The organism is Luteimonas aestuarii, from assembly GCF_004357985.1.
Lineage (GTDB): Bacteria > Pseudomonadota > Gammaproteobacteria > Xanthomonadales > Xanthomonadaceae > Luteimonas > Luteimonas aestuarii.
This window is the reverse complement of sequence record NZ_SMTF01000004.1, coordinates 160,758-181,699: the sequence shown is the minus strand read 5'-3', so window position 1 is coordinate 181,699 and position 20,942 is coordinate 160,758. Positions and strand designations below refer to the sequence as shown.

17 protein-coding genes are annotated in these 20,942 nt (G+C 69.5%); 8 read left to right on the top strand and 9 right to left on the bottom strand.

The genetic code is table 11. From position 1 onward, the window contains the following. The first annotated feature begins 149 nt into the window (after positions 1–149). From E2F46_RS07915 to E2F46_RS07900, 4 genes are all read left to right on the top strand, one after another. Positions 150–2,372: a TonB-dependent receptor domain-containing protein gene (locus E2F46_RS07915; RefSeq protein WP_133321533.1), complete on the top strand. Its 2,223-nt coding sequence runs from the start codon at positions 150–152 to the stop codon at positions 2,370–2,372. Between the two features lie 13 nt (positions 2,373–2,385). After that, positions 2,386–3,135 (top strand): class I SAM-dependent methyltransferase, encoded by a 750-nt coding sequence (locus E2F46_RS07910; protein ID WP_133321532.1) that lies wholly within the window; start codon positions 2,386–2,388, stop codon positions 3,133–3,135. An 88-nt stretch (positions 3,136–3,223) separates the two neighbouring features. Beyond that, positions 3,224–3,622: a MerC domain-containing protein gene (locus tag E2F46_RS07905; RefSeq protein ID WP_133321531.1), complete on the top strand. Its 399-nt coding sequence runs from the start codon at positions 3,224–3,226 to the stop codon at positions 3,620–3,622. A 103-nt stretch (positions 3,623–3,725) separates the two neighbouring features. After that, positions 3,726–3,911 (top strand): 30S ribosomal protein THX, encoded by a 186-nt coding sequence (locus tag E2F46_RS07900; RefSeq protein ID WP_133321530.1) that lies wholly within the window; start codon positions 3,726–3,728, stop codon positions 3,909–3,911. 69 nt (positions 3,912–3,980) lie between these two features. Here the strand turns inward: E2F46_RS07900 and E2F46_RS07895 are convergent, their stop codons facing one another. The 3 genes from E2F46_RS07895 to E2F46_RS07885 are packed head-to-tail and all read right to left on the bottom strand — an operon-like array spanning position 3,981 to position 6,655. Beyond that, entirely contained in the window at positions 3,981–5,192 is a 1,212-nt protein-coding gene (locus tag E2F46_RS07895) for a dipeptidase (RefSeq protein WP_133321529.1), read from the bottom strand. 40 nt (positions 5,193–5,232) lie between these two features. Next, positions 5,233–6,465 carry an imidazolonepropionase gene (gene hutI / locus E2F46_RS07890; protein WP_133321602.1) on the bottom strand — a complete coding sequence of 411 codons (1,233 nt, stop codon included), beginning with the start codon at positions 6,463–6,465 and terminating at the stop codon, positions 5,233–5,235. Further along, a complete protein-coding gene (locus E2F46_RS07885; RefSeq protein ID WP_133321528.1) occupies positions 6,446–6,655 on the bottom strand; it encodes a hypothetical protein in 210 nt (69 codons plus the stop codon). The genes hutI and E2F46_RS07885 overlap by 20 nt, the downstream gene beginning before the upstream one ends. A 69-nt stretch (positions 6,656–6,724) precedes the next feature. On the opposite strand from E2F46_RS07885, the gene E2F46_RS07880 reads away from it, so the two are divergent. Continuing rightward, positions 6,725–7,975: a formimidoylglutamate deiminase gene (locus E2F46_RS07880; protein WP_133321527.1), complete on the top strand. Its 1,251-nt coding sequence runs from the start codon at positions 6,725–6,727 to the stop codon at positions 7,973–7,975. A gap of 336 nt (positions 7,976–8,311) precedes the next feature. Beyond that, positions 8,312–9,958, top strand: a complete 1,647-nt coding sequence (locus E2F46_RS07875) for a serine hydrolase (RefSeq protein WP_133321526.1) — start codon at positions 8,312–8,314, stop codon at positions 9,956–9,958. Positions 9,959–10,091: 133 nt separating this feature from the next. Here E2F46_RS07875 and E2F46_RS07870 read toward each other — a convergent pair whose 3' ends face one another. From E2F46_RS07870 to E2F46_RS07855, 4 genes are read right to left on the bottom strand one after another with little or no spacing between them, the layout of a single operon-like run. Next, positions 10,092–10,601: a methylated-DNA--[protein]-cysteine S-methyltransferase gene (locus E2F46_RS07870; RefSeq protein ID WP_133321525.1), complete on the bottom strand. Its 510-nt coding sequence runs from the start codon at positions 10,599–10,601 to the stop codon at positions 10,092–10,094. Next, a complete protein-coding gene (locus tag E2F46_RS07865; protein ID WP_133321524.1) occupies positions 10,598–12,136 on the bottom strand; it encodes a DNA-3-methyladenine glycosylase 2 family protein in 1,539 nt (512 codons plus the stop codon). Before E2F46_RS07865 ends, E2F46_RS07870 begins: the two co-directional genes overlap by 4 nt. Before the next feature lie 49 nt (positions 12,137–12,185). Continuing rightward, on the bottom strand, positions 12,186–13,439 hold the full coding sequence (locus E2F46_RS07860; protein ID WP_133321523.1) for an alkaline phosphatase family protein: 1,254 nt from the start codon (positions 13,437–13,439) through the stop codon (positions 12,186–12,188). Positions 13,440–13,477: 38 nt separating this feature from the next. Next, entirely contained in the window at positions 13,478–14,257 is a 780-nt protein-coding gene (locus E2F46_RS07855) for a ThuA domain-containing protein (RefSeq protein WP_133321522.1), read from the bottom strand. Positions 14,258–14,405: 148 nt separating this feature from the next. Between E2F46_RS07855 and E2F46_RS07850 the strand changes: the two genes are divergently transcribed. After that, on the top strand, positions 14,406–14,717 hold the full coding sequence (locus E2F46_RS07850; protein WP_133321521.1) for a hypothetical protein: 312 nt from the start codon (positions 14,406–14,408) through the stop codon (positions 14,715–14,717). Positions 14,718–14,819: 102 nt separating this feature from the next. Here E2F46_RS07850 and E2F46_RS07845 read toward each other — a convergent pair whose 3' ends face one another. Together E2F46_RS07845 and E2F46_RS07840 are read right to left on the bottom strand one after the other, a co-directional pair. Further along, positions 14,820–17,966 carry an efflux RND transporter permease subunit gene (locus tag E2F46_RS07845; protein ID WP_133321520.1) on the bottom strand — a complete coding sequence of 1,049 codons (3,147 nt, stop codon included), beginning with the start codon at positions 17,964–17,966 and terminating at the stop codon, positions 14,820–14,822. After that, positions 17,966–19,072, bottom strand: a complete 1,107-nt coding sequence (locus tag E2F46_RS07840) for an efflux RND transporter periplasmic adaptor subunit (RefSeq protein ID WP_165967396.1) — start codon at positions 19,070–19,072, stop codon at positions 17,966–17,968. The genes E2F46_RS07845 and E2F46_RS07840 overlap by 1 nt, the downstream gene beginning before the upstream one ends. Positions 19,073–19,268: 196 nt before the next feature. Here E2F46_RS07840 and hutU point away from each other — a divergent pair, with 196 nt between their 5' ends. Further along, positions 19,269–20,936 (top strand): urocanate hydratase, encoded by a 1,668-nt coding sequence (hutU, locus tag E2F46_RS07835; RefSeq protein WP_133321518.1) that lies wholly within the window; start codon positions 19,269–19,271, stop codon positions 20,934–20,936. Positions 20,937–20,942 lie beyond the last annotated feature (6 nt).

Genomic DNA, 20,942 nt, shown 5'->3' with positions numbered 1-20,942 from the left:
GGATGTGGTTGGAGGCGACAGCTGGGCCCGGCACTGCCGGCCCGGGATTCCGGGGCCGGCAATGACCAATGGCACGCGTAGTGATATATTATTTCATTACAGTTGCTCGCCAGCCCGCGCTGGCCCGTTCCCTCGACTACCGGATTCCCATGGCATCTCCCACGTTTTCCCGTCATCCCCTTGGTATCGCCGTCGGCTTCGTGCTGCTCGGCGCCGTGTCTGCCGCCCCCGTGGCCGCCTACGAGACTGCGACTGAAGCCGACGCCGACGCGCAGTCGCCCAGCCGCGTCGTCCAGCTCGACTCGGTCCGCGTCGTCGCCATCGGCGAAGACCCCAACAACATCGCCGTGCCTTACAGCGTGATCGACGGCGAGGACCTGGTGGCGCGCGGCGTCGGCACGCTCGGCGAGGCGATCGACCATCTGCCCGGCGTGCGCGCCGATACCTTCGGCGCGGGTTCCAGCCGGCCCGTGATCCGTGGCCAAGTGGGCCCGCGCGTGCGCATCCTGTCCGACAGCGCGTCGATCCTCGATGCCTCCGACATCTCTCCCGACCATGCGGTCACGGTCGACCCGCTGCTGGGCGAGCGCATCGAGGTGCTGCGCGGCCCGGCGACGTTGCTGTACGGCGGCGGCGCGATCGGCGGCGTGGTCAACGTGCTCGACAACAAGGTGCCCACGGCGCTGCCGACCGACGGCTTCGACGGTCGCCTGGTCGTGCGAGGCAATACGGTTGCCAACGAGCAGGCATTCGGTGGCTCGGTGACCACGCAGGTCGGGTCCAACCTGGTGCTGCACGCCCAGGCGTCGCATCGCGACGTCGACGACTATCGTTTCGGCCGGTCCGGCCGCCGGGCGTTCGACCACCACGACGATCACGACGATGACCACGATCATGACCACGATCATGACCACGACCATGACCATGATGACGATCATTCGCATGGCTCCCGCGTCGATGGCACGTTCGCCACCACGCGCAATGCCAGCGTGGGCATGTCCTGGGTGACCGATCGCGGCTACGTGGGACTGGCGTATTCCTATCGCGATGATGACTACGGTTTGCCGGGGCACAGCCACGAGTACGAGGACTGCCACCCGCACGGCAGCGCGTTGCACTGCGGCGGCCATGACCACGACCACGACCACGACCATGACCACGAGGATGAGCATGGCGTGCCGGTGATCGACCTGGTCAGCAAGCGCTTCGACCTGCGTGGCGAGTATGCCGATCCGTTCGCCGGTTTCAGCCGCATCCGCTTCCGCGGCAGCCACACCGACTATCGACACCACGAGATCGAGGATGGCGATATCACCACCACCTTCACCAACAAGGGCTACGAGACCCGCGTGGAGCTTGAGCACGTGCCGCTGGGCAACTGGACCGGCGTGATCGGCGTGCAGCATGCCGACACCACGTTCAAGGCCGACGGTCTCGAGGCGTTCATGCCGGAGGTGGACACGCGCAGCACCGGCGTGTTCCTGGTCGAGCATTTCGAGCCCAGCGAACAGTGGCATTTCGAACTGGGTGCACGCCATGAATGGCTGCGGCATCGCCCGGTCAATGACAGCCGCGGCCGGCCTGCGTACGACGATACCGCCACTTCGTATTCCGCGGCGGCGATCTGGACCTTCATGCCCGACACCAGCCTGACCTTCTCGGCCTCGCACTCCGAACGCATGCCGCATGCGCAGGAGCTGTACGCCCGCGGTGTGCACCTGGCCACCAGCACGTACGAGTGCGGGCTGGTGCCGCACCCACTGACCTGCGGTGGTACCGAGAACAACGCCGAGTACGGCAAGGAATCGTCGCGCAACTACGAGCTGCTGCTGCGTCGGCACATGGGTGACGTGACCTACAGCATCGGCGCGTTCGCCAACAACATCGACGACTACATCTTCGCGCGCACGCTGGACCAGTACGAGGACTTCCGCCTGATCAAGTACAGCCAGCGCGATGCCGAGTTCCGTGGCGTCGAAGCGGAGGTAACCCTGCGCCTGACCGACGCGTTGTCGTTCACGGTGTTCGGCGACCGGGTCAATGCGCGCTTCAGCGACGGCGAGCGCGTGCCGCGCATCCCGGCCTCGCGCTTCGGCGGCCGGGTCAACGTGGGCGTGGGTGCCTTCGATGGCGAGCTGGAGCTGTACCACGTGGCGCGGCAGGACGACATCGCCGAGTTCGAGACCGTCACCCCCGGACACGACATGCTCAACCTGACGTTGAACTATCGCCTGGCCGATGCGCGCACCCGCCTGTTCCTGCGCGGCTCCAACCTGCTGGACCAGGAAGTCTGGAACCACACATCGTTCCTTGCCGACACGGTGCCGCTGCCGGGGCGCAACCTCACGTTCGGCGTGAGTTACACGTTCTGACGGGTTCCCCGGGATGTCGCTGTATGAACGCGTGACCGAGCTCCACGGCCATCGGCCGTGGGGCTCGGTGCTGGATGCAGGCACGGGGCAGTCATCGATGCGATGGCTGCTGGGCTTGGACACGGAGCGCTGGACGGCGGTGACGGGTTCGCCGCTGATGGCGGACAAGACCCGGGCCGAGATCGGCGACCGCATGCGCGGCGACGACCGGCTGGTGGTCGGCAACTGGCTGGACCCGGCCCTGCTGGAGGCCGAGCGTTACGACACGGTGGTCGCCGACTACCTGCTGGGCGCGATCGAAGGCTTCGCACCGTACTGGCAGGAGCAGCTGTTCGCGCGACTGCGCCCGCTGGTGGGCAAGCGGCTGTACGTGGTGGGCCTGGAGCCCTACGTGCACGGGGTGCCGGACGAGCCCGAGGGCTACCTGGTCAACCGCATCGGCCGCCTGCGCGATGCCTGTCTGCTGATGGCGGGCGACCAGCCGTATCGCGAGTACCCGCTGGACTGGACGCTGGAACGACTGCAGCAGTCCGGTTTCCGCGTGGTGGATGCCGAACGCATCCCCATCCGCTACGGGGCCCGCTTCATCAACAGCCAGCTCGACATGTGTACCCGGGCGCTCGCCAAGCTGGAGGACCGGGCGTTGGCGGTGGCCCTGCTGGCCCACGTCGAAGCCCTGCGACGCCGCTGCCTGGCGGCCATCACCCAGCATGGCGGCCTGCGCCACGGACATGACTACATCGTCGTGGCGGAGCCGACCTGAACCGGATGCCGCGGCGACCCTCTTCACGGGGACGACCACGCGGATTGATGTTATAATGTTTCAAATAAAGCCGCGCCCACGGACCGACATGGCTTCTCCTCCCTCCGCTTTGAAACAGGCCGACCGCATTGGATTCGCGGCATCGTTCCTGTGTGCCATCCATTGCGCGCTGCTGCCGCTGGCGCTGGCGTTGTTGCCTGCGCTGGGGCTGAAGGTCGGTGGCTGGATCGACATCGACCAGGCCTTCGTGGTGTTCGCCACGCTGCTGGGTGCGACCACCCTGACCCTGGGCTGGCGTCGGCATCGCGTGTTCCATGCCTGGATGCTGCTGGTGCCGGGCCTGTTGCTGGTGTGGGCGGGCGCATTCACGCACCTGCACGACCACGGGGTGTTGCACGCCGTCGTGATGACCGCTGGTGGCCTGCTGCTGGCCGCGGCGCACCTGGTGAACCTGCGGCTGACGCACGCGTCCACCGGCCGCCGCTGAACGGGGCGACGCGGCCCGCGTGCTAGGATGCGCGGCCTGTGGATGGGCCTGGGGCCGCATCCGCACCGAACGATATCCACGAACGCATCCAGGAGCACCAACGATGGGCAAGGGCGACGTCAAGACCGCCAAGGGCAAGCGCTACAACGCCAGTTACGGCAATGCGCGCAAGAAGGCGACCACCAAGGCCGCGGGCAACGCCGCCGCGCCGGTGGCGAAGAAGGCCACCAAGGCCGTGACCAAGGCGCCTGCGAAGAAGGCGGTGAAGAAGGTCGCGAAGGCCGACTGACCGGCCTGCGGGCGGCACATACGAAAACCCCGCGGAAACGCGGGGTTTTTGTTTGCAAGGTGGTGGCGGTCAGCGCGCCTCGGCGCCGTCTTCCACCGCGTGCCACACGCGCAGCAGGTTTTCGCCCAGCAGCTTGCGGATGTCGGCATCGGAATAGCCGCGCGCCTGCAGGCCGGCGACGAGGTTCGGGAAATCCGCCACGCTGCGCAGGCCTTCGGCGAGTTCGCCGCCGACGCCATCGAAGTCCGAGCCGATGCCCAGGTGGTCGATGCCGACCAGCTGCACGCCATAGTCGATCTGGTCGAGCACCGAGGACAGCGGCGTTTCCGTCGGCGCGGGGTTCTCGCGGTTGAAGGCTTCCTCGAAGGCGGCGCGGTCCTCGGGTGGCTCGCCGGCGGCGACGCGCGCGGCGTTGCGCTGGTCGAATTCGGCGCGAGCACGGAAGCGCGCCTGCAACACCTCGGCGGCGCGCGGATCGACGAAGGCCGTGCCGAACGGAATCTGGATCACGCCACCGCCCGCGGCCACCGCCTTGGCCAGTTCGTCGCTGATGTTGCGCTCGAACCCGGGCGTGAAGTGCCGGAACGCGGAGTGGCTGGCGATCACCGGCGTGGTGCTGAGCGCGATCACCTGTTCCGCCGCGGCATCGGAGATATGCGACACGTCCACGATGATGCCCAGGCGGTTCATTTCCGCCACCACCTCGCGGCCAAACCCGCTCAGGCCGTTCCACTTCCGCTCGACGCCATAGGACGAGTCGCTGAGGCGGTTCGCCGCGCTGTGCGCCAGGGTGATGTAGCGGATGCCGCGGTCGAAGAACACCTGCAGTTGCGACAGGTCGCCTTCCAGCGGACCGGCATTCTCCATGGTGAGCGGCAGCAGCACGCGACCGCCCTGGCGCAGGCGCTCGATATCGCGCGGCGAGGTGAGGATGGCGAACTTGTCTGGATGGCGCTGCACCAGCGCTTCGACCGAGTCGATCTGCGCATGTGCCGCCTGCCGGGCGGTACCGTTGTCGTCCTGGCGCGCGGAGGTGTAGATCGCCATCCACGCCACGTCCAGGCCGCCTTCGCGCGCACGCGGGTAGTCGAACTCGCGGTCGGGCGCTTCAACGCCCAGGTCGGCCCAGCGGCTGGACAGGATGCCGGGCGCATCGATGTGGGTGTCGACGATGATCGCGTCGCGCGCCAACGCGCGTGCGGCATCGGTGGCGTCCTGGGCGGCGACCGGGGTCGAGGCGAGCATCACGGACAGCAGGCAGGGCAGCAGGCAGGTGCGCATCGGTTCTCCGGCAGTCGGGGCAGGGTGTGTTGCGGCGGCATCAGGATACCTTGCGGCCGCCGGCATACACGGCGCGTGCCAGCGGACCGCCCAGCCAGTAGCACAGTTCCGCAGGTTGGCCGATGTTCCAGTGCACGAAATCCGCGCGCTGCCCGACGCGCAACGTGCCGCGATCGGCCAGCGCCAGTGCGCGCGCGGCGTGCACGGTGGTGCCGCGCAGCGCCTCCTCGGGTGTCAGTCGGAAATGCGTGCAGGCCAGTTGCATGGCCTGGCGCAGCGAGAGCAGCGGCGAGGTGCCGGGATTGCAGTCGGTGGCCACCGCCATCGGCACGCCCTGCGCACGGAACTCGTCGAGCGGGGGCAGGGTGGTTTCGCGCAGCACGTGGAACGCGCCCGGCAGCAGCACCGCGACCGTGCCGGCGGCCGCCATCGCGCGCACGCCTTCGGCCGAGGTGTATTCCACGTGGTCGGCGGAGAGTCCACCGAATTCGGCGACCAGTGCCGCGCCGCCGCCATCGCTGAGCTGGTCGGCATGCAGCTTCACCGGCAGGTCGAGCGCCTTGGCGGCTTCGAACACGCGCCTGGATTGCGCATGGCTGAAGCCGATCCGTTCGCAGAAGGCATCGACGGCATCGACGAGTCCCTCTGCGTGCAGGCGCGGCAGCCACTCGACCACCGCATCGATGTACTGGTCTGGGCGTCCTGCGTACTCCGGCGGCAGCGCATGCGCGCCGAGGAAGGTCGTGCGCACGCCGATGCCGAGCGTGTCGCCGATGCGGCGTGCGACGCGCAGCATCTTGCGTTCGTTTTCGTAGTCCAGCCCGTAACCGGACTTGATTTCCAGCGTGGCCGCGCCATCGGCCAGCAGTGCACGGGCGCGTGGCAGCGACTGCGCCAGCAGCGCGTCCTCGCTGGCCTCGCGCGTGGCACGCACGGTGGAGACGATGCCACCGCCGTGGCGCGCGATCTCTTCGTAGCTCGCGCCCTGCAGGCGCTGCTCGAACTCTCCGGCGCGGTCGCCGGCGAACACCACGTGCGTGTGGCAGTCCACCAGGCCGGGGGTGATCCAGCCGCCGCCGGCGTCGACCACCTCGACCGCGCGTTGCCGTGCGTCGTCCGGCAGGTCGGCGCGTGCGCCGACCCACGCGATGCGGCCGTCGCGCCAGGCCAGCGCGCCGTCACCGATCGCGCCGTAGCCCGCTTCGCCCTCCAGCGTGGCCAGCGAGGCGCCCAGGACCAGGCCGTCCCAGCGTTCAGTCACCACCGCCCCCATCGCCGCCACCGTCATCGAAGTTGCTTTCGGGCTGTCGCCGATGGCCATCGGCGCCGAAGGCGCCCGCACCCGTCGCATCGTTGCCACGGCTGCGCCGCGCACCCGGGCCCTTCAGCCGCTCCCGCGAGACGAGGACGACCACGACCACGGCGATCAACACCACCACCACGCCCGCGAATGTGTTGAACATGCGAATCGGCCCTGTGAACGACGGGATCGGCACGGTAGCCTAGCGCATCCACGCTGGAAGCCGTTGCCGATGCCCGTGTCCCGCCCCGCCGCGATCGAATCCGTCCCCGCCGGCTGGCGCCTGCCGGGCATCGCCAACCTGCATTCGCACGCGTTCCAGCGCGCCATGGCCGGGCTGGCGGAGCGGCAGACGCATCCTTCCGACTCCTTCTGGACCTGGCGCGAGACCATGTACCGCATGGCGGCGCGCTTCGATCCGGAATCGCTGCATGCCGTGGCCGCGCAGCTGTACGTGGAGATGCTGGAGGCCGGCTACACCTCGGTCTGCGAGTTCCACTACCTGCACCACGCACCGGACGGCGCGCCCTACGCCAACCCCACTGCGATGTCCGATGCGCTGGTGGCGGCGGCGCGCGACACCGGTATCCGCCTGGCCCTGCTGCCTGTGCTCTACATGACGGGTGGCTTCGACGGACGCGCGCTGAACGAGCGGCAGAAGCGCTTCGGCCACGATGTGGACGCGTACCTGCGCCTGTTCGAGGCACTGCACGCGCGGCAGGACGACCAGCTGCGTGTCGGCTGCGCGCTGCACAGCCTGCGTGCGGTGCCCGCGGACGCGATGCGCGCCGTGCTGGCGGCTTTGCCGGACGACGCGCGCATCCACATCCACGTGGCCGAACAGGTGGGCGAAGTGCAGGACTGCATCGCCATGCGCGACCTGCGCCCGGTGGAGTGGCTGTTGCAGCATGCCGACGTGGACGCGCGCTGGACCCTGGTGCACGCCACCCATCTCAACGACTGGGAGGTGGCCGGCATCGCAAAGTCCGGCGCGACCGTCGCGATCTGCCCCACCACCGAGGCCAACCTCGGCGATGGCTTGTTCCGGCTGCGCGATTACCTCGGGGCCAGGGGCGCGTGGGGCATCGGGTCGGATTCGCACATCTCGGTGTCGCCGGTCGAGGAACTGCGCTGGCTGGAGTATGGGCAGCGCCTGCATACGCGCCACCGCAACATCGCCGTCAGCGCGGCTTCGCCCAGCGTGGGCAGCACATTGCTGGACGGCGTGCTGGCGAGTGCGGCCGCGTCTACCGGGTTCGACGACGTGGACGACAGCATCGTGCTCGATGCATCTGCGCCGCAACTGGTCGGTGCAACAGCGGAGGACATCGCCGATCGCTGGATCTTCAGCGGCAACCGCAACCTGGTGCGCGAAGTGCGCGTGGCGGGCAAGCGCCTCGTGGTGGACGGTGTGCATGTCGATCGCGATGCCGTGGCAGAACGCTATGCCACGGTGATGCAGGGATTGCTGGCCAGCTTGTAGGGGCGTTGCCGCCGTACGCCTGCAGGCGTGTACCAACTGTTGTCCAGCAAAGTCGCTGGGTCCCGGCGTGCGCCGGGATGACGGGTTTTCACAGCCATTATTCGTGATGGCAATGTCGTGGCGGATGCCGAGTCGCCGCGCCCTTCGGCCGCGCCCGGAACCGTCGTCCCCGCGCAGGCGGGGACACAAGGACGTTGCTTCCTGGAACGCGCGCTGCATGTTCGCTCGCGCGCGTTTCGCGCGAGATCGTGACCCATCGACAGGCCTGCCACGCGTCACAAACCCCGCTTGGCCTCCGACAGGTAGGATGTCTCCACCATCGACCGAGGAATTCGCATGCACATCCTCCCGACGGCAATCGCCGCCGCCATCGCACTCTCGTCACTCGCAGGGCACGCCCGCGCCGACGATGCCCTGCAGGCCATCGTCGACCAGCGCCTGGCCGGCGACCGCACCGGCGCCTGCATGGCGGTGGCCGTCATCGACAGGGACGTGGTGTCGCGGACCTATCGCTGTGCCGACCCGAAGGATGCCGCGCGCATCGACGCAGACACTGCCTTCGAGATCGGCTCGGTCAGCAAGACCATGACGGCGGTGCTGCTGGCCGACCTGATCGAACGTGGCGAGGCGTCGCTGGACGATCCGCTGGCCGACTACCTGCCGGAAGGCACCGCCGTGCCGACGCATGATGGCGCGCCGATCCTGCTGCGCCACGTGGTCACGCATACCAGCGGCCTGCCGGCGCTGCCGGCGCGCATGCAGACGCCTGCGACGGACGTCGCCAACCCGTACGCGAGGCTGACGGAAGAGGACCTGCTGGCCTCGTTGGGCGAGGCGACGCTTAACGTGGCTCCGGGCGAACGTTTCGAGTACTCGAACTTCGCATCGATGGTGCTGTCGTACGTCGTCGCCCACCGCGCGGGCGTGGACTTCGAGACACTGCTCAAGCAGCGCCTGTTCGCGCCGCTCGGCATGGACAAGGCCTTCGTCAATTCCGCGCCCGAGGGCGTGCGTCCTGCGCAGGGGCATTCGCCCAACACGCAGGCCACGTCGGCATGGAACTTCGCCACCAATCTCGCCGGCGTGGGCGGCGTGCGCGCCACGCTCGACGACATGGTGCGTTACGTGCAGGGCAACCTCGGCCTGGTGGAAACCGCGATCACGCCAGCGCTCGTGCGTGCGCAGCAGCCGGTCAGCGAACAGCCGCCGATGGCGATGAACTGGATGCTGATGCCGGTCGCAGGGCGTACCGTACACGTGCACGAAGGCGGCACCGGTGGATTCTCCGCCTTCGTCTCGGTGGATCGCGAGCGCCAGCGCGGCGTGGTGATCCTGTCCGACACCACGTGGAACTCCATCGGCAGCCTCGGCAGCCTGGGGCTGCACCTGGTCGACGCGTCGCTGCCACTGGGCAAGCCGCGCAAGCTGGCATCGCCGCCGCAGGACCTGCTGGATGCACTGGAGGGCGAGTACCGCATGCCGCCGTTCCCGCAGGTGTCGCTGCGCCAGCGCGATGGCGTGCTGCATGGGCAGGTCGCCGGGCAGCCTGAGTTCGCGATGGCGTACGACGATGCCGGTGATTTCTTCCCGACCGTGGTGGATGCCATCCTGCGTCCGCAACGCAAGGCCAGCGGCGAGTACGGCTTCCAGTGGATGCAGATGGGCGGTGTGTTCGCGGCCACGCGGATCACGCAGGAGGGCAATGCGACGCCTGCGCCGCAGCTGGATGACGCAGCGCTGGCCGGATATGCCGGCGACTACCCGCTGATGCCCAATTTCGTGCTGTCCGTGCGCGCGCGTGACGGCAGGTTGCACGCGCAGGCGACCGGGCAGGGCGAGTTCCCGCTGGACGCGACCGGCAAGGACACGTTCGAGGCCGCGGCATTCGGTATCGAGATCGTATTCAAGCGTGGCGACCATGGCGAAGTGGCATCGCTCGACCTGCACCAGGGCGGGCATGTGTTGTCGGGGAAGCGGGAGTAGTGCGGGCCCGGGGTGCCTGGCGCCTTCCGTTGCATTGCAATCGATGACGTCGCCGGCCGCCGGGTACCGCGTTCGTCAATGCACGGATGAACCATGCAGGCATCGATCACCTGGCTTGCTGCCAGGTCCGGCCTTACGCACGCCCGAACAGATCGAACTCCGGCGGCAGTGCGCCTTCCAGCTTGAGCAGGAACTGCTTGGTCGGCAGCCCGCCGCCGAATCCGGTGAGCGACCCGTCGGCGCCGATCACGCGATGGCAGGGCAGCACGATCGGCAACGGGTTGCGCCCATTCGCCGCCCCCACCGCGCGCGTGGCGGTCGGCTTGCCGACCCGTGCGGCGAGTTGCGCGTAGCTGACGGTTTCGCCGTAGGGGATGCGCGCCAGCGACCACCACACGCTGCGCTGGAACGCCGTGCCGCGCGGGGCCAGCGGCAGGTCGAACGCGCGGCGCTTGCCCGCGAAGTATTCGTCCAGCTGCCTGCGTGCCATGCGCAACACGGCGTGCTCGCCGGGCTGCCAGTCGTCGCCGCGGCGCACCGGGTGGCGGTTGTCGGGGAATTCGAGCGCGTGCAGTCCATCGTCGGACGCGGCGAGGAACAGGCGTCCGACCGGGCTGTCGACGAAGGTGGTGTGTGTGGTCATGCCTTGGCCCTCCGCGGGCTGCGTTGGCGCGTGGATGTCGCGGGTTTGCCGATGTCGTTCGATGCCAGCGCAGCGTCGCGCCAGAGATGGATGACGGCGTAGCCGCGCCACGGGCGCCATGCCTCGGCATGTGTCCGCAGTGCCTTTGCACCGGGTCGCTCGCCATCGCGCGCCAGCTGCTTCTGCAGCACCAGGTCTTCTGCCGGCAATGCATCGGGATGGCCCAGCGCGCGCAGCGCGATGTACTGCGCGGTCCAAGGGCCGATGCCGGGCAGGGCGCTCCAGCGCGCGACGTTGTCGTCCAGCGTGCGGTCGGCGCGGAAATCGACCACGCCATCGACCAGCGCACGCGCCATCGTGCGTACCGTCGCCGCGCGCGCTGCGGTCAGTCCGATGCCGGCGAAGTCCGCGTCCGCCAGCGTGTCCGCAGTCGGGAAGAGATGGCGCAATCCGAGCGCTGCAAAGGCATCGGGTAGCGGCGTGCCGAAGCGCTCGGCGAGTCGCGTGGTGATCGTGCGCGCCGCGGCGACGCTGACCTGCTGGCCGACCACCGCGCGGACCGCGATCTCGAAGCCGTCCCAGCCGCTGGGCAGGCGCAGGCCAGGTCGCTTGCGCACCAGCGGGCGCAGGCGTGCATCGCGCGCAAGCACGTCGCCGATGCTGCGCGGATCGGCATCGAGGTCGAACATGCGGCGCACGCGTTCCACCACGTCCAGCAGCGCAGCCGGTGCGATGCCATGCAGTTCCAGCGACAGCGCGTGTTCCCCGGGCCGGGCAGACGCGCGCAGCCAGCCCGGCGACGCGCCATCGCCGACTACGCGCAGGTAGCTGCGGTCGTCGACGATTTCCACGCCCGGCAGCGCGCGACCGCGCAGGAAATCCAGCATCGCGGCGAAGTCGTACGGTGGCCGGTAGTGCAGGCGCAGCGACAGCGTGGCGCCGCCGCTGGCCGGCTCGCGCTTGCGCAGGTCGCGCGGTGCCATGCCGTAGGCGTCGAGGAAGGTGGTGTTGAACCGGCGCAGGCTGCCGAAGCCTGCCGCCAGCGCCACCTCGGTGATCGGCAGCGCGGTTTCGGTCAGCAGTTGCTTGGCGAACAGCAGGCGACGCGTGCCGTGCACGCCGATCGGTGGTGCGCCCAACCGGTCGACGAACAGCCGGCGCAACTGGCGTTCGCCAACGTGCACGCGCGCGGCCAGTGCCGACAGCGGCTGCCCGGCCAGGAAGCCCTGGTCGATCAGTTTCAGTGCGCGCGCCACGGTTTCGTCGCCGCGCCGCCACGCGCCATCGGCCGGCGACAGCTCCGGCCGGCAGCGCAGGCAGGGCCGATAGCCGGCGGCTTCGGCCGCCGCGGCGTTGGCGTAGTAGTGCACGTTGCGCGGCCTGGGCGCGGGCGCGGGGCAGGTCGGGCGGCAGTAGATGCCGGTGCTCGACACCGCGGTGAAGAACAGCCCGTCGAAACGCGCATCGCGGCTCAGCCGCGCCTGCTCGCAGGTGGCGGCGTCGGGCAGTGCGGGCGCGGTGTCGGGGGTGGGCATGGGCGCAGTCTAGCGCCGCGCCGGGCGCCGGACTGGCCGTTTTCGGACATCAATGCGCCGGCGTGCGCAGCGCGTCGCGCAGGGTGTCCAGGTCGCCGTCGTTGTCCGCCGGCGGCAGGTCCAGCAGGCGCATCAGCAGCGGGTATACATCGACGTTCTCGAACGCGGGCAGGGTGACGCCGCCGCGGAACGACGGCCCGTGCGCGATGAAGATGGCGCGCATGTCGGGATGCGCGGGGTCGTAGCCGTGCGAGCCGCGGGTCTGTTGCGGACGGCGGGCGATGCGCTCGCGTGGCAGGGCGTCCCAGCCGACATCCATCTGGCAGACGATGGGTGGAATGCGCGGATGCGTGCCGTAGTGCCATCGCGCCGGCATCTCGTGCTTGCGCCAGCATTCGTAGTGCGGGTGCTTGCCCAGCAGCGATGCTTCGGCGGCCGCTTCGTGGCCGGCCCGCGGCGCGAAGCCGACCACCTGCCCCCACATCACCAGGTCGGCGATGCCGGGATCGGCCATGTCCTCGGTGGCGACCACGTTGCCGACCGGCACTTCGGCCATGCCATGGTCGGACACGATGACGATGTCGGTGCGGTCCCACGCGCCGGCCTGCTCCAGCCGCGCCCGCAGCTCGCCGATGGCGGCGTCGACCGAGCGCATCGCCTCGCGCAACGCCTCCGACGACGGGCCATGGTCGTGGCCTGCGCTGTCGGGGTGTTCGAAATACAGCGTCGCGAACCGCGGACGCGTCGCGTCGGGTTCCGTCAGCCAGCCGGCCACGATGCCGATGCGCTCGTCGATGGACCGGTTGGCGTCGAACACGTTCCAGCGTGTCGGCGAGACGCCCCGCACCGGGGCCTCGCTGCCCGGCCAGGACAGCGTGGCGGTTGGCATGCCGGCGTTTTCCGCGCTCACCCAGACCGGTTCACCGCCCCACCAACGGCCATCGCCCACGGCATCACGATTGGCCAGCCAGAACCGGCCGAGCCATTCGTCCTGCATCGTGTTGTGGATGATGCCGTGCCGGTCCGGCCGCAGCCCGGTGACCAGCGTGTAGTGGTTGGGGAAGGTCAGCGACGGATAGGAAGGCGTCATCCACTGCGCATGCACGCCTTCGCGCGCCAGCCGGTCGAGGTGCGGCGTCTCGCCACGGCCGAGGTAGTCGGGATGCACGCCATCCAGCGACACCAGCAGCACGCTGTTGCCGGGGGCTGCGACGGGGACCTCGCGCACCTGCGGAGCGCAGGCAGGAAGCACGAGAAGGATGGCGATGAAGGCGGCGAACAACCGCGGTTGCAATCGGATCATGCGCCCATGATAAAGCGCGATTGTGACGCCCGTCGCGCTCAGCAGTGGTCGCGCATGCCCGTGGTGTAGCGGATTCCCTGCAGCAGGTGCGCACGGAGCACCGGATCGGCATAGACCGCGATGTCGTGGCCCAGCCCGGTGTACCAGGCGCGTCCGCCCAGGCGGGCATGGCACCACGCGATGGGATGGTCATCGCCCATCGCGCCGCCTTCGTAGGCGCGTTCGTCCACGGTCGCCAGCACGTCCACGTGCGGGCGCGGATTGCGCCTGAAGTTGTAGAGCTCGTCGGTGACGTGCCAGCCGTCGCTGCCTTCCGGTGCGGGCCGCGATTCGAAGCGTACGGGCGAGGTCTGCAATCCCGGCGGATGGCTGTCGAACCACGCGCCCACCAGTTCGCCGTACCACGGCCAGTCGTGGCCGGTGTCGGACGCCGAGTGCACGCCCATGAATCCGCCACCGTTGCGCACATAGCGTTCGAACGCGTCGCGCTGCGCCGCATCCAGCAGGTTGCCGGTGGTGTTGGCGAACACCACCGCGCGGAAGCCCGGCAGCGTGGCGTCGTCGAACAGCGCCGGGTCTTCGCCGTGGACCACCGCGAACCCGGCATCGTCGGCCAGCGTGCGCAGGGTGTCCACGGCCACCGGGATGGAATCGTGGCGGAACCCGAGCGTCTGCGTGAACACCAGGATGCGGGGTGCCTGCGTTTCCGCGTGCTCGGCGTTGACGTTGACGTTGGCGGGCGTCGGTGCAGGCATCGCGCAGCCAGCAATCAGCGGGAGGGCGAGCAGCATGGCGGCGAGTCGGCGGATGGAAGACATGCCGCCATCCTAGCCGCCACGGCGGGCGGGCCGCATCGCGACATCACTGACGGCGCCATGAACTGGCATGCGCCAAGCCATTGATTCAGCGTCGAATGGGCGTATTTTGGTGCGTGGCTTCCTGCCACTGAATCCCGAGAGGTGTGCCATGAAATTCCCCCTGATCGCTGCCCTGGTCGCCGGCCTTGCCTTCACCGTCGCCGTGCCTGCCACCGCGCTGGCGCAGGACGAGGAACTGGAAGAGACCGGCGGCGCCACCGCCAAGCGCGGCAAGCCGGACGACCGCTTCTGCATCCGCGAAACCGGTTCGCGCGTGGTCGCCACCCGCAACCGCAACAAGCGCGCCGACGACGAGTGCGTGAACACCAGCGGCCGGGTGTACACCCGCGAGGACATCGAGCGCACCGGCTCGGTCGACATCCGCGACGCGCTGCGCCGGCTGGATCCGTCGATCAACTGATCCAGCGCGCATCCGGTGAATCGACACGCCCGGCGAAAGCCGGGCGTTTTTGTTGGGCTGCCGGGTGCCTGCATCGTCCCGGCCAGTGTTTCCTCTTGCGCCTCAGGACGCCCGCGGCGTTGGCTGCAGCGCTTTCGCGCGCCGCCTCGGCCCGCCCAATCCGCGGTACCACGGCGGCTGCTTCATGAAGAAGCGGTACAGCACCGGCACCACGAACAGGGTCAGCACGCTGGAGAATGCCAGGCCCCAGACGATGCTCGCCGCCACCGGTCCCCACAGCAGCGACTTGCCGCCGAAGCCGAACGCCAGCGACGCCAGTCCCGCGATGGTGGTGCCGGCCGTCATCAGCACCGCGATCACGCGACGCCGCGCGGCGTAGATGGTGGCGTGCAGGGTGCGCATGCCCAGCGCGCGACGGTCGTTGGCGGCGCTGATCAATACGATGGCCGCGTTCACCGCGATGCCGGTCAGCGCGATCACGCCGTACAGCGTGTACAGCGACAGCGGGTTGCGCGAGATCACCAGCCCCAGCACCACGCCGGTGAACGCCAGCGGCACCGACACCAGGATCAGCATCGGCTGGAAGTAGCTGCGGAATTGCGCCGCCAGGATCAGGTAGATCAGCCCCAGCCCGAGCAGGAACAGCGGGCCCATCGCATCCAGCGATTCCTGGATGTCGTCGAGCTGGCCGGAGAAGTCGAGGTCGGCATCGGGGAAGCGCGCGCGGATCGCTTCCCACTCGCGACGCAACTCGGCGTTCGCGGCGGCGGTGTTGTTGGCGTCCAGGTCGAGTTCCGCCTCCACCGTGATCGCGCGGCGCAGGTTCCAGTGGCGGATCATGCCAGGGCTCTTGCCTTCGGTCGCGGTGACGAAGGTCGCCAGCGGGGCGGTGCCACCGCCGGGCAGGGCGATGGGATCGGCCAGGATGTCGCGCACCGCGTCGGCATCGCGGCGCGGGCCGCGCACGCGCAGTTCCACCTTCTCGCCGCGGTCGCGCAGGTCGGCCACCACTTCGCCGTCCATGTGCAGGCGGATCAGCCGCGCCACCGCGCCCGGGTCCAGGCCGGCCCCGCGCGCGGCATCCACGTTGATCTCCAGCGACAGCTCGTCGCGCCCGGCCACGTCGTCGTCCACCACGTCGCGGGTGCCGGCGATGCGGGTCACGATGGCCTTCACCGCGTCGGCCGCCGCGCGCAGTTCCGCGGGATCGTCGGCGCGCACCTTCACGCTGACCGGCTTGCCGGTGGGCGGGCCGCCCGAGAGCGTGAGGAAGCTCACCGTCGCGCGGCCCGGCGTGCCTTCCACGTCGGCGCGCATGTCCTCGATGATCTCGTCGATGGCGCGGATGTCGTCGCTGGCGGGGTTCAGCGCCACCACCACCTGGCCGAACTGGTCGCCGTACAGCGGCTCGACCTCGGTGAACTTCAGCCCGGCCACCGAGGTGACCGCACGCGCTTCGCCTTCGCGCAGGTTGGCGCGCACGCGCGCTTCCACCGCCGATGTCTGCCGCAGCGTGTCGTCGATGCCCGCGTCCGGCGGCATGTCGACGTTGACGTAGTACAGGCGGATCGGGTCGAACGCGAAGAACTGCAGCTTCACCGCGCCCAGCGCCACCGCCAGGATCGCCGCCACGAACAGCCCCGCGGCGATGCCCAGGTAGCGCAGCGGGTAACGCATCACGTGGATCAGCGCCCGCGTGTAGCGCACGCGCACGCGGTGCGTCCAGCGTTCGCGGATGACCTGGTTGCGCGAATTCGAGATCGCGCGCGCGCCCATCGTGCCGACGTGCGCGGGCAGCATCCAGTACGCCTCGACCAGGCTCACCAGCAGGCCCACGGTCACCACGAAGGGGATGACGAACATGAACTTGCCCACGATGCCCGGCAGCAGCATCAGCGGCAGGAACGCGGCCATCGTGGTGCTCACCGCGGCCAGCACCGGCAGGCCCACTTCGCGCAGCGCCGCCATCGCCGCCTCGATCGCCTCCATGCCGCGCTGCATCCGGTAGTACATCGCCTCCATCACCACCACGGCGTCGTCCACCAGCATGCCCAGCACGATCACCACGCCCAGCAGCACGGACACGTTGAGCGTCGAGCCGGTGGCCGACAGCACCCAGAACGTGCCCGAGATCGAGAACACCACGCCCAGGCTGACCATCAGCGCGATCTTCGTGCCGAGGAACAGCCAGCACACCGCCATCACCAGCAGCAGGCCGATCAGCGCGTTCGACTGCATCACGCCCAGCGCCTCGCGCGTGGCCACGGTCTGGTCGTCGGCCAGCTCCAGGCGCAGGCCCTGCTCGGCCAGCACGTGGTTCTTGCTTGCCACGTAATCGTTGATGCGGTCCACCAGCTCCAGGGTGTTGACCCGCGCGATCTTGGTCACCGACAGCATCACCGCCGGCTGGCCTTCCACCGCGGCGCGGGTGCGCGGGTCCTCGCGGCCGCGACGCACGGTGGCCACGGTGTCCAGCGGCACGCGCGCGTCTTCGGCGCCGGGCACGCGCAGCGTGTAACCGGCCAGGCGTTCCGGGTCGGGGCTGGCGCCGGCCACGCGCACCAGCCATTCGCCGCCGCGCGTTTCCACCTTGCCGGCGAACACGTCGCGGAACCAGCCGCGCAGGCCGTCGGACAGCTGCACCGCGTTGAGGTTGCGCGCGGCCAGCTGCTGCGGGTCGAACTCGACCAGCAGTTCCGGGTCCTGGAAGCCCATCGTCAGCACTTGGTCCACGCCACCCAGCTGGCGCAGGTCGTCGCGCACCACGCGCGCGGCCGAGCGCAGGGTTTCGTCGTCGGCCTGCCCACGCAGCACCACCATCGCCGTCGGGAACCCGTTCGACGTGGTGATTTCCATGATGTTGGGGTCGGTGGCTTCCACCGGAAGTTCGGTGTTGGCCTTGTTCTGGATCTCGCGGCGCAGGTCGTTGACGCGCTTGTCGAAGGTGCGCTCGTCGATCTCGCGGAAGCGCACCAGGATGTTGCTGCTGCTCTCGCGCGAGGTGCTGACCACGAACTTCACGTCCTGCACGTTGCGGATCGCGTCCTCCAGCGGATCGGTCACGCGCGATTCGATGTCCGCCGCCGACGCGCCCGGCAGGCCGGTGCCGATGTTCACCCAGTTGAAGTTGATCTCCGGGTCCTGCTCGCGCGGCATGGCGAGGTACGACATCAGGCCCATCACGATCACCACCGCGAAGGTGATGTTGGCCAGCGGATGGTTCTCGATGAGCGCGCGCAGCAGGCGCATCACTCGGCCTGCGTCGGGTCGGCGGCGGCTGCGGCGGCCGCGTCGTTCGCCGGTGTGGCCGCGCCGCGCACGCGCACGGCCTGGCCGTCCTGCAGCGCCTGGTGGCCTTCGGTGACGATGCGGGCATCGGCGGGCAGGTCGGTCTCGCCGCCACGGCCGGGTTGCGCGCCGGGCAGCACCACGTGGCGCGCGCGCCCGTCCTCGACCACGAAGATGCCCAGGCCTCCGTCGCGACTGACCAGCAGGTCGGCGGGCACGCGCCAGCGCGCCGCCTGTTGCCAGCGCAGCGTGCCGTTGCTGCCGGGCGGCGGTGCATCGCCGCCGAACGCCAGCCGCGCCACGCGCGTGCGCGAGGTGGCATCCACCGCATCGGCCATGCGCAGCAGGGTCACCGGCCAAGTGCGGCCATCGATCTCCAGCATCGCCGCGCCCAGCTGTTCCAGCGTGGCGGCCTGCTGCGGCGGCAGGCGCACTTCCACTTCCGGCATCGCGGCATCCACGATGCGCAGCAGCGGGCTGCCCGGTGCCACCGCGGCGCCCACCTGCGCGATGCGTTCCAGTACCACGCCATCGAACGGCGCGACGATGCGGGTCTTCGCCAGCTCGCGCTCGGCCACGGCGCGCGCGGCCTGGCGCACGCGGGCCTCGGCCTGCGCGCCGGCGGTTTCGGCTTCCAGTGCGGCCAGCTCGTCGTCGGACACGTACTTGTCGGCGTTGAGCTGGCGCGCGCGCACCAGCCGCGCCTGCGCCTGCGTGGCGCGCGCCTGCGCGGCGGACGCCTGTGCGCTGGCCTGCGACAGCGACAGCCGGTAGTCGGTGGGGTCCAGTTCGACCAGCAGGTCGCCGCGGCGCACGCGCGCACCGGCATCGGAGCCGATGCGCGACACGCGCGCGGCCACTTCCGACGTCAGCACGCTGTCGTTGCGCGCCAGCACGTCGGCGGCGGCGCTGCCACCGGCGGGCGCGGCGATCTCGCCCAGCGCACGCGCCACCACTTCCGCGCGCGGGTCGGGCGGGGTGGCGCTGTCGTCGGTGTCGCGGCCGCACGCGGCCAGCAGCAGCGCGCAGGCCAACAGCGGGACGATGGAGCGGCGGATGCCGTGCATGCTGCCTCGCACTCTGGGCGCCGGGGCGCCGGGGATTATTGACCGCATCAGTTTACTTTTCGGCCGCGGCCGCGCCTACCTGCCAGATGTCACTTTGCCATCCGGCAGGGCACGCGCCCGTGCAGGCGTGGGGCGCGGCAGGGGCGCTTGGCGGCCGGTGCGATAATTCGCGGCATCGATTCCAGGATGCGTTGCCATGACCGACCCCCGCCACGACCCGTCCCGCGTCATCCGCGCCCCGCGCGGCGCCACGCTGAACTGCCGCAGCTGGCAGACCGAAGCGCCGTACCGGATGCTGCAGAACAACCTGGACGCTGAAGTGGCGGAAGACCCCACGTCGCTGGTGGTCTACGGCGGCATCGGCCGCGCCGCGCGCGACTGGGCCTGCTACGACCGCATCCTCGAGACGCTGCGGACCCTCGGCGACGACGAAACCCTGCTGGTGCAGTCCGGCAAGCCGGTGGGCGTGTTCCCCACGCATCCGGATGCGCCGCGCGTGCTGATCGCCAATTCCAACCTGGTGCCGCACTGGGCCACCTGGGAGCGCTTCAACGAGCTCGACCGCAAGGGCCTGATGATGTACGGCCAGATGACCGCCGGCAGCTGGATCTACATCGGCAGCCAGGGCATCGTGCAGGGCACCTACGAGACCTTCGTGGAGATGGGCCGCCAGCACTATGGCGGCAGCCTCAAGGGCAAGTGGATCCTCACCGCCGGGCTCGGCGGCATGGGCGGCGCGCAGCCGCTGGCCGCATCGCTGGCCGGCGCCTGCAGCCTGAACATCGAATGCCGCCAGAGCAGCATCGATTTCCGGCTGAAGACGCGCTACGTCGACGAGCAGGCCACCGACCTCGACGACGCGTTGGCCCGCATCGAGACGTACACTCGCGCCGGCGAGGCGAAGTCCATCGCCCTGCTGGGCAATGCCGCGGAAATCCTGCCGCAACTGGTCGAACGCGGCGTGCGCCCCGACTGCGTGACCGACCAGACCAGCGCGCACGACCCGGTGCACGGCTACCTGCCGATCGGCTGGACGGTGGAGCAGTGGCTCACCGAACAGAAGCAGCACCCGGAAAAGGTGCGCGACGCGGCCAAGCACTCCATGCGCGTGCATGTCGAAGCCATGCTGGCCTTCCACGCGCAGGGCATCCCCACGGTCGATTACGGCAACAACATCCGCCAGATGGCGCAGGACGAAGGCTGCACCAATGCCTTCGACTTCCCCGGCTTCGTGCCGGCCTATGTGCGTCCGCTGTTCTGCCGCGGCATCGGCCCGTTCCGCTGGGTGGCGCTGAGCGGCGACCCGGAAGACATCTACCGCACCGACGCCAAGGTCAAGGAACTGATCCCCGACGATGCCCACCTGCACAACTGGCTGGACATGGCCCGCGAGCGCATCCGCTTCCAGGGATTGCCCGCGCGCATCTGCTGGGTGGGGCTGGGCCTGCGCCACAAGCTGGGCCTGGCGTTCAACGAGATGGTGCGCAACGGCGAACTGAAGGCGCCGGTGGTGATCGGCCGCGACCACCTCGACAGCGGCAGCGTCGCCTCACCCAACCGCGAAACCGAAGCCATGCAGGACGGCAGCGACGCCGTGAGCGACTGGCCGCTGCTCAACGCCATGCTCAACGTCGCCGGCGGCGCGACCTGGGTCAGCCTGCACCACGGCGGCGGCGTGGGCATGGGCTACAGCCAGCACAGCGGCGTGGTGATCGTCTGCGACGGCACCGAGGAAGCCGACAAGCGCATCGCCCGCGTGCTGTGGAACGACCCCGGCACCGGCGTGATGCGGCATGCGGATGCGGGGTACGACATTGCGAAGGCGTGTGCGAAGGAGCAGGGGTTGAAGTTGCCGATGGGATGAGTCGGC

What these genes read in the sequence shown, in the direction of transcription:
- E2F46_RS07915 (WP_133321533.1), top strand. Translation starts at nt 150, where the DNA reads ATGGCATCTCCCACGTTTTCCCGTCATCCCCTTGGTATCGCCGTCGGC.
- E2F46_RS07870 (WP_133321525.1), bottom strand. Translation starts at nt 10,601, where the DNA reads ATGACCACACACACCACCTTCGTCGACAGCCCGGTCGGACGCCTGTTC.
- E2F46_RS07905 (WP_133321531.1), top strand. Translation starts at nt 3,224, where the DNA reads ATGGCTTCTCCTCCCTCCGCTTTGAAACAGGCCGACCGCATTGGATTC.
- E2F46_RS07840 (WP_165967396.1), bottom strand. Translation starts at nt 19,072, where the DNA reads ATGCACGGCATCCGCCGCTCCATCGTCCCGCTGTTGGCCTGCGCGCTG.
- E2F46_RS07875 (WP_133321526.1), top strand. Translation starts at nt 8,312, where the DNA reads ATGCACATCCTCCCGACGGCAATCGCCGCCGCCATCGCACTCTCGTCA.
- E2F46_RS07855 (WP_133321522.1), bottom strand. Translation starts at nt 14,257, where the DNA reads ATGTCTTCCATCCGCCGACTCGCCGCCATGCTGCTCGCCCTCCCGCTG.
- hutI (WP_133321602.1), bottom strand. Translation starts at nt 6,465, where the DNA reads ATGGGGGCGGTGGTGACTGAACGCTGGGACGGCCTGGTCCTGGGCGCC.
- E2F46_RS07895 (WP_133321529.1), bottom strand. Translation starts at nt 5,192, where the DNA reads ATGCGCACCTGCCTGCTGCCCTGCCTGCTGTCCGTGATGCTCGCCTCG.
- E2F46_RS07880 (WP_133321527.1), top strand. Translation starts at nt 6,725, where the DNA reads ATGCCCGTGTCCCGCCCCGCCGCGATCGAATCCGTCCCCGCCGGCTGG.
- E2F46_RS07850 (WP_133321521.1), top strand. Translation starts at nt 14,406, where the DNA reads ATGAAATTCCCCCTGATCGCTGCCCTGGTCGCCGGCCTTGCCTTCACC.
- E2F46_RS07900 (WP_133321530.1), top strand. Translation starts at nt 3,726, where the DNA reads ATGGGCAAGGGCGACGTCAAGACCGCCAAGGGCAAGCGCTACAACGCC.
- E2F46_RS07845 (WP_133321520.1), bottom strand. Translation starts at nt 17,966, where the DNA reads ATGCGCCTGCTGCGCGCGCTCATCGAGAACCATCCGCTGGCCAACATC.
- E2F46_RS07865 (WP_133321524.1), bottom strand. Translation starts at nt 12,136, where the DNA reads ATGCCCACCCCCGACACCGCGCCCGCACTGCCCGACGCCGCCACCTGC.
- hutU (WP_133321518.1), top strand. Translation starts at nt 19,269, where the DNA reads ATGACCGACCCCCGCCACGACCCGTCCCGCGTCATCCGCGCCCCGCGC.
- E2F46_RS07860 (WP_133321523.1), bottom strand. Translation starts at nt 13,439, where the DNA reads ATGATCCGATTGCAACCGCGGTTGTTCGCCGCCTTCATCGCCATCCTT.
- E2F46_RS07910 (WP_133321532.1), top strand. Translation starts at nt 2,386, where the DNA reads ATGTCGCTGTATGAACGCGTGACCGAGCTCCACGGCCATCGGCCGTGG.
- E2F46_RS07885 (WP_133321528.1), bottom strand. Translation starts at nt 6,655, where the DNA reads ATGTTCAACACATTCGCGGGCGTGGTGGTGGTGTTGATCGCCGTGGTC.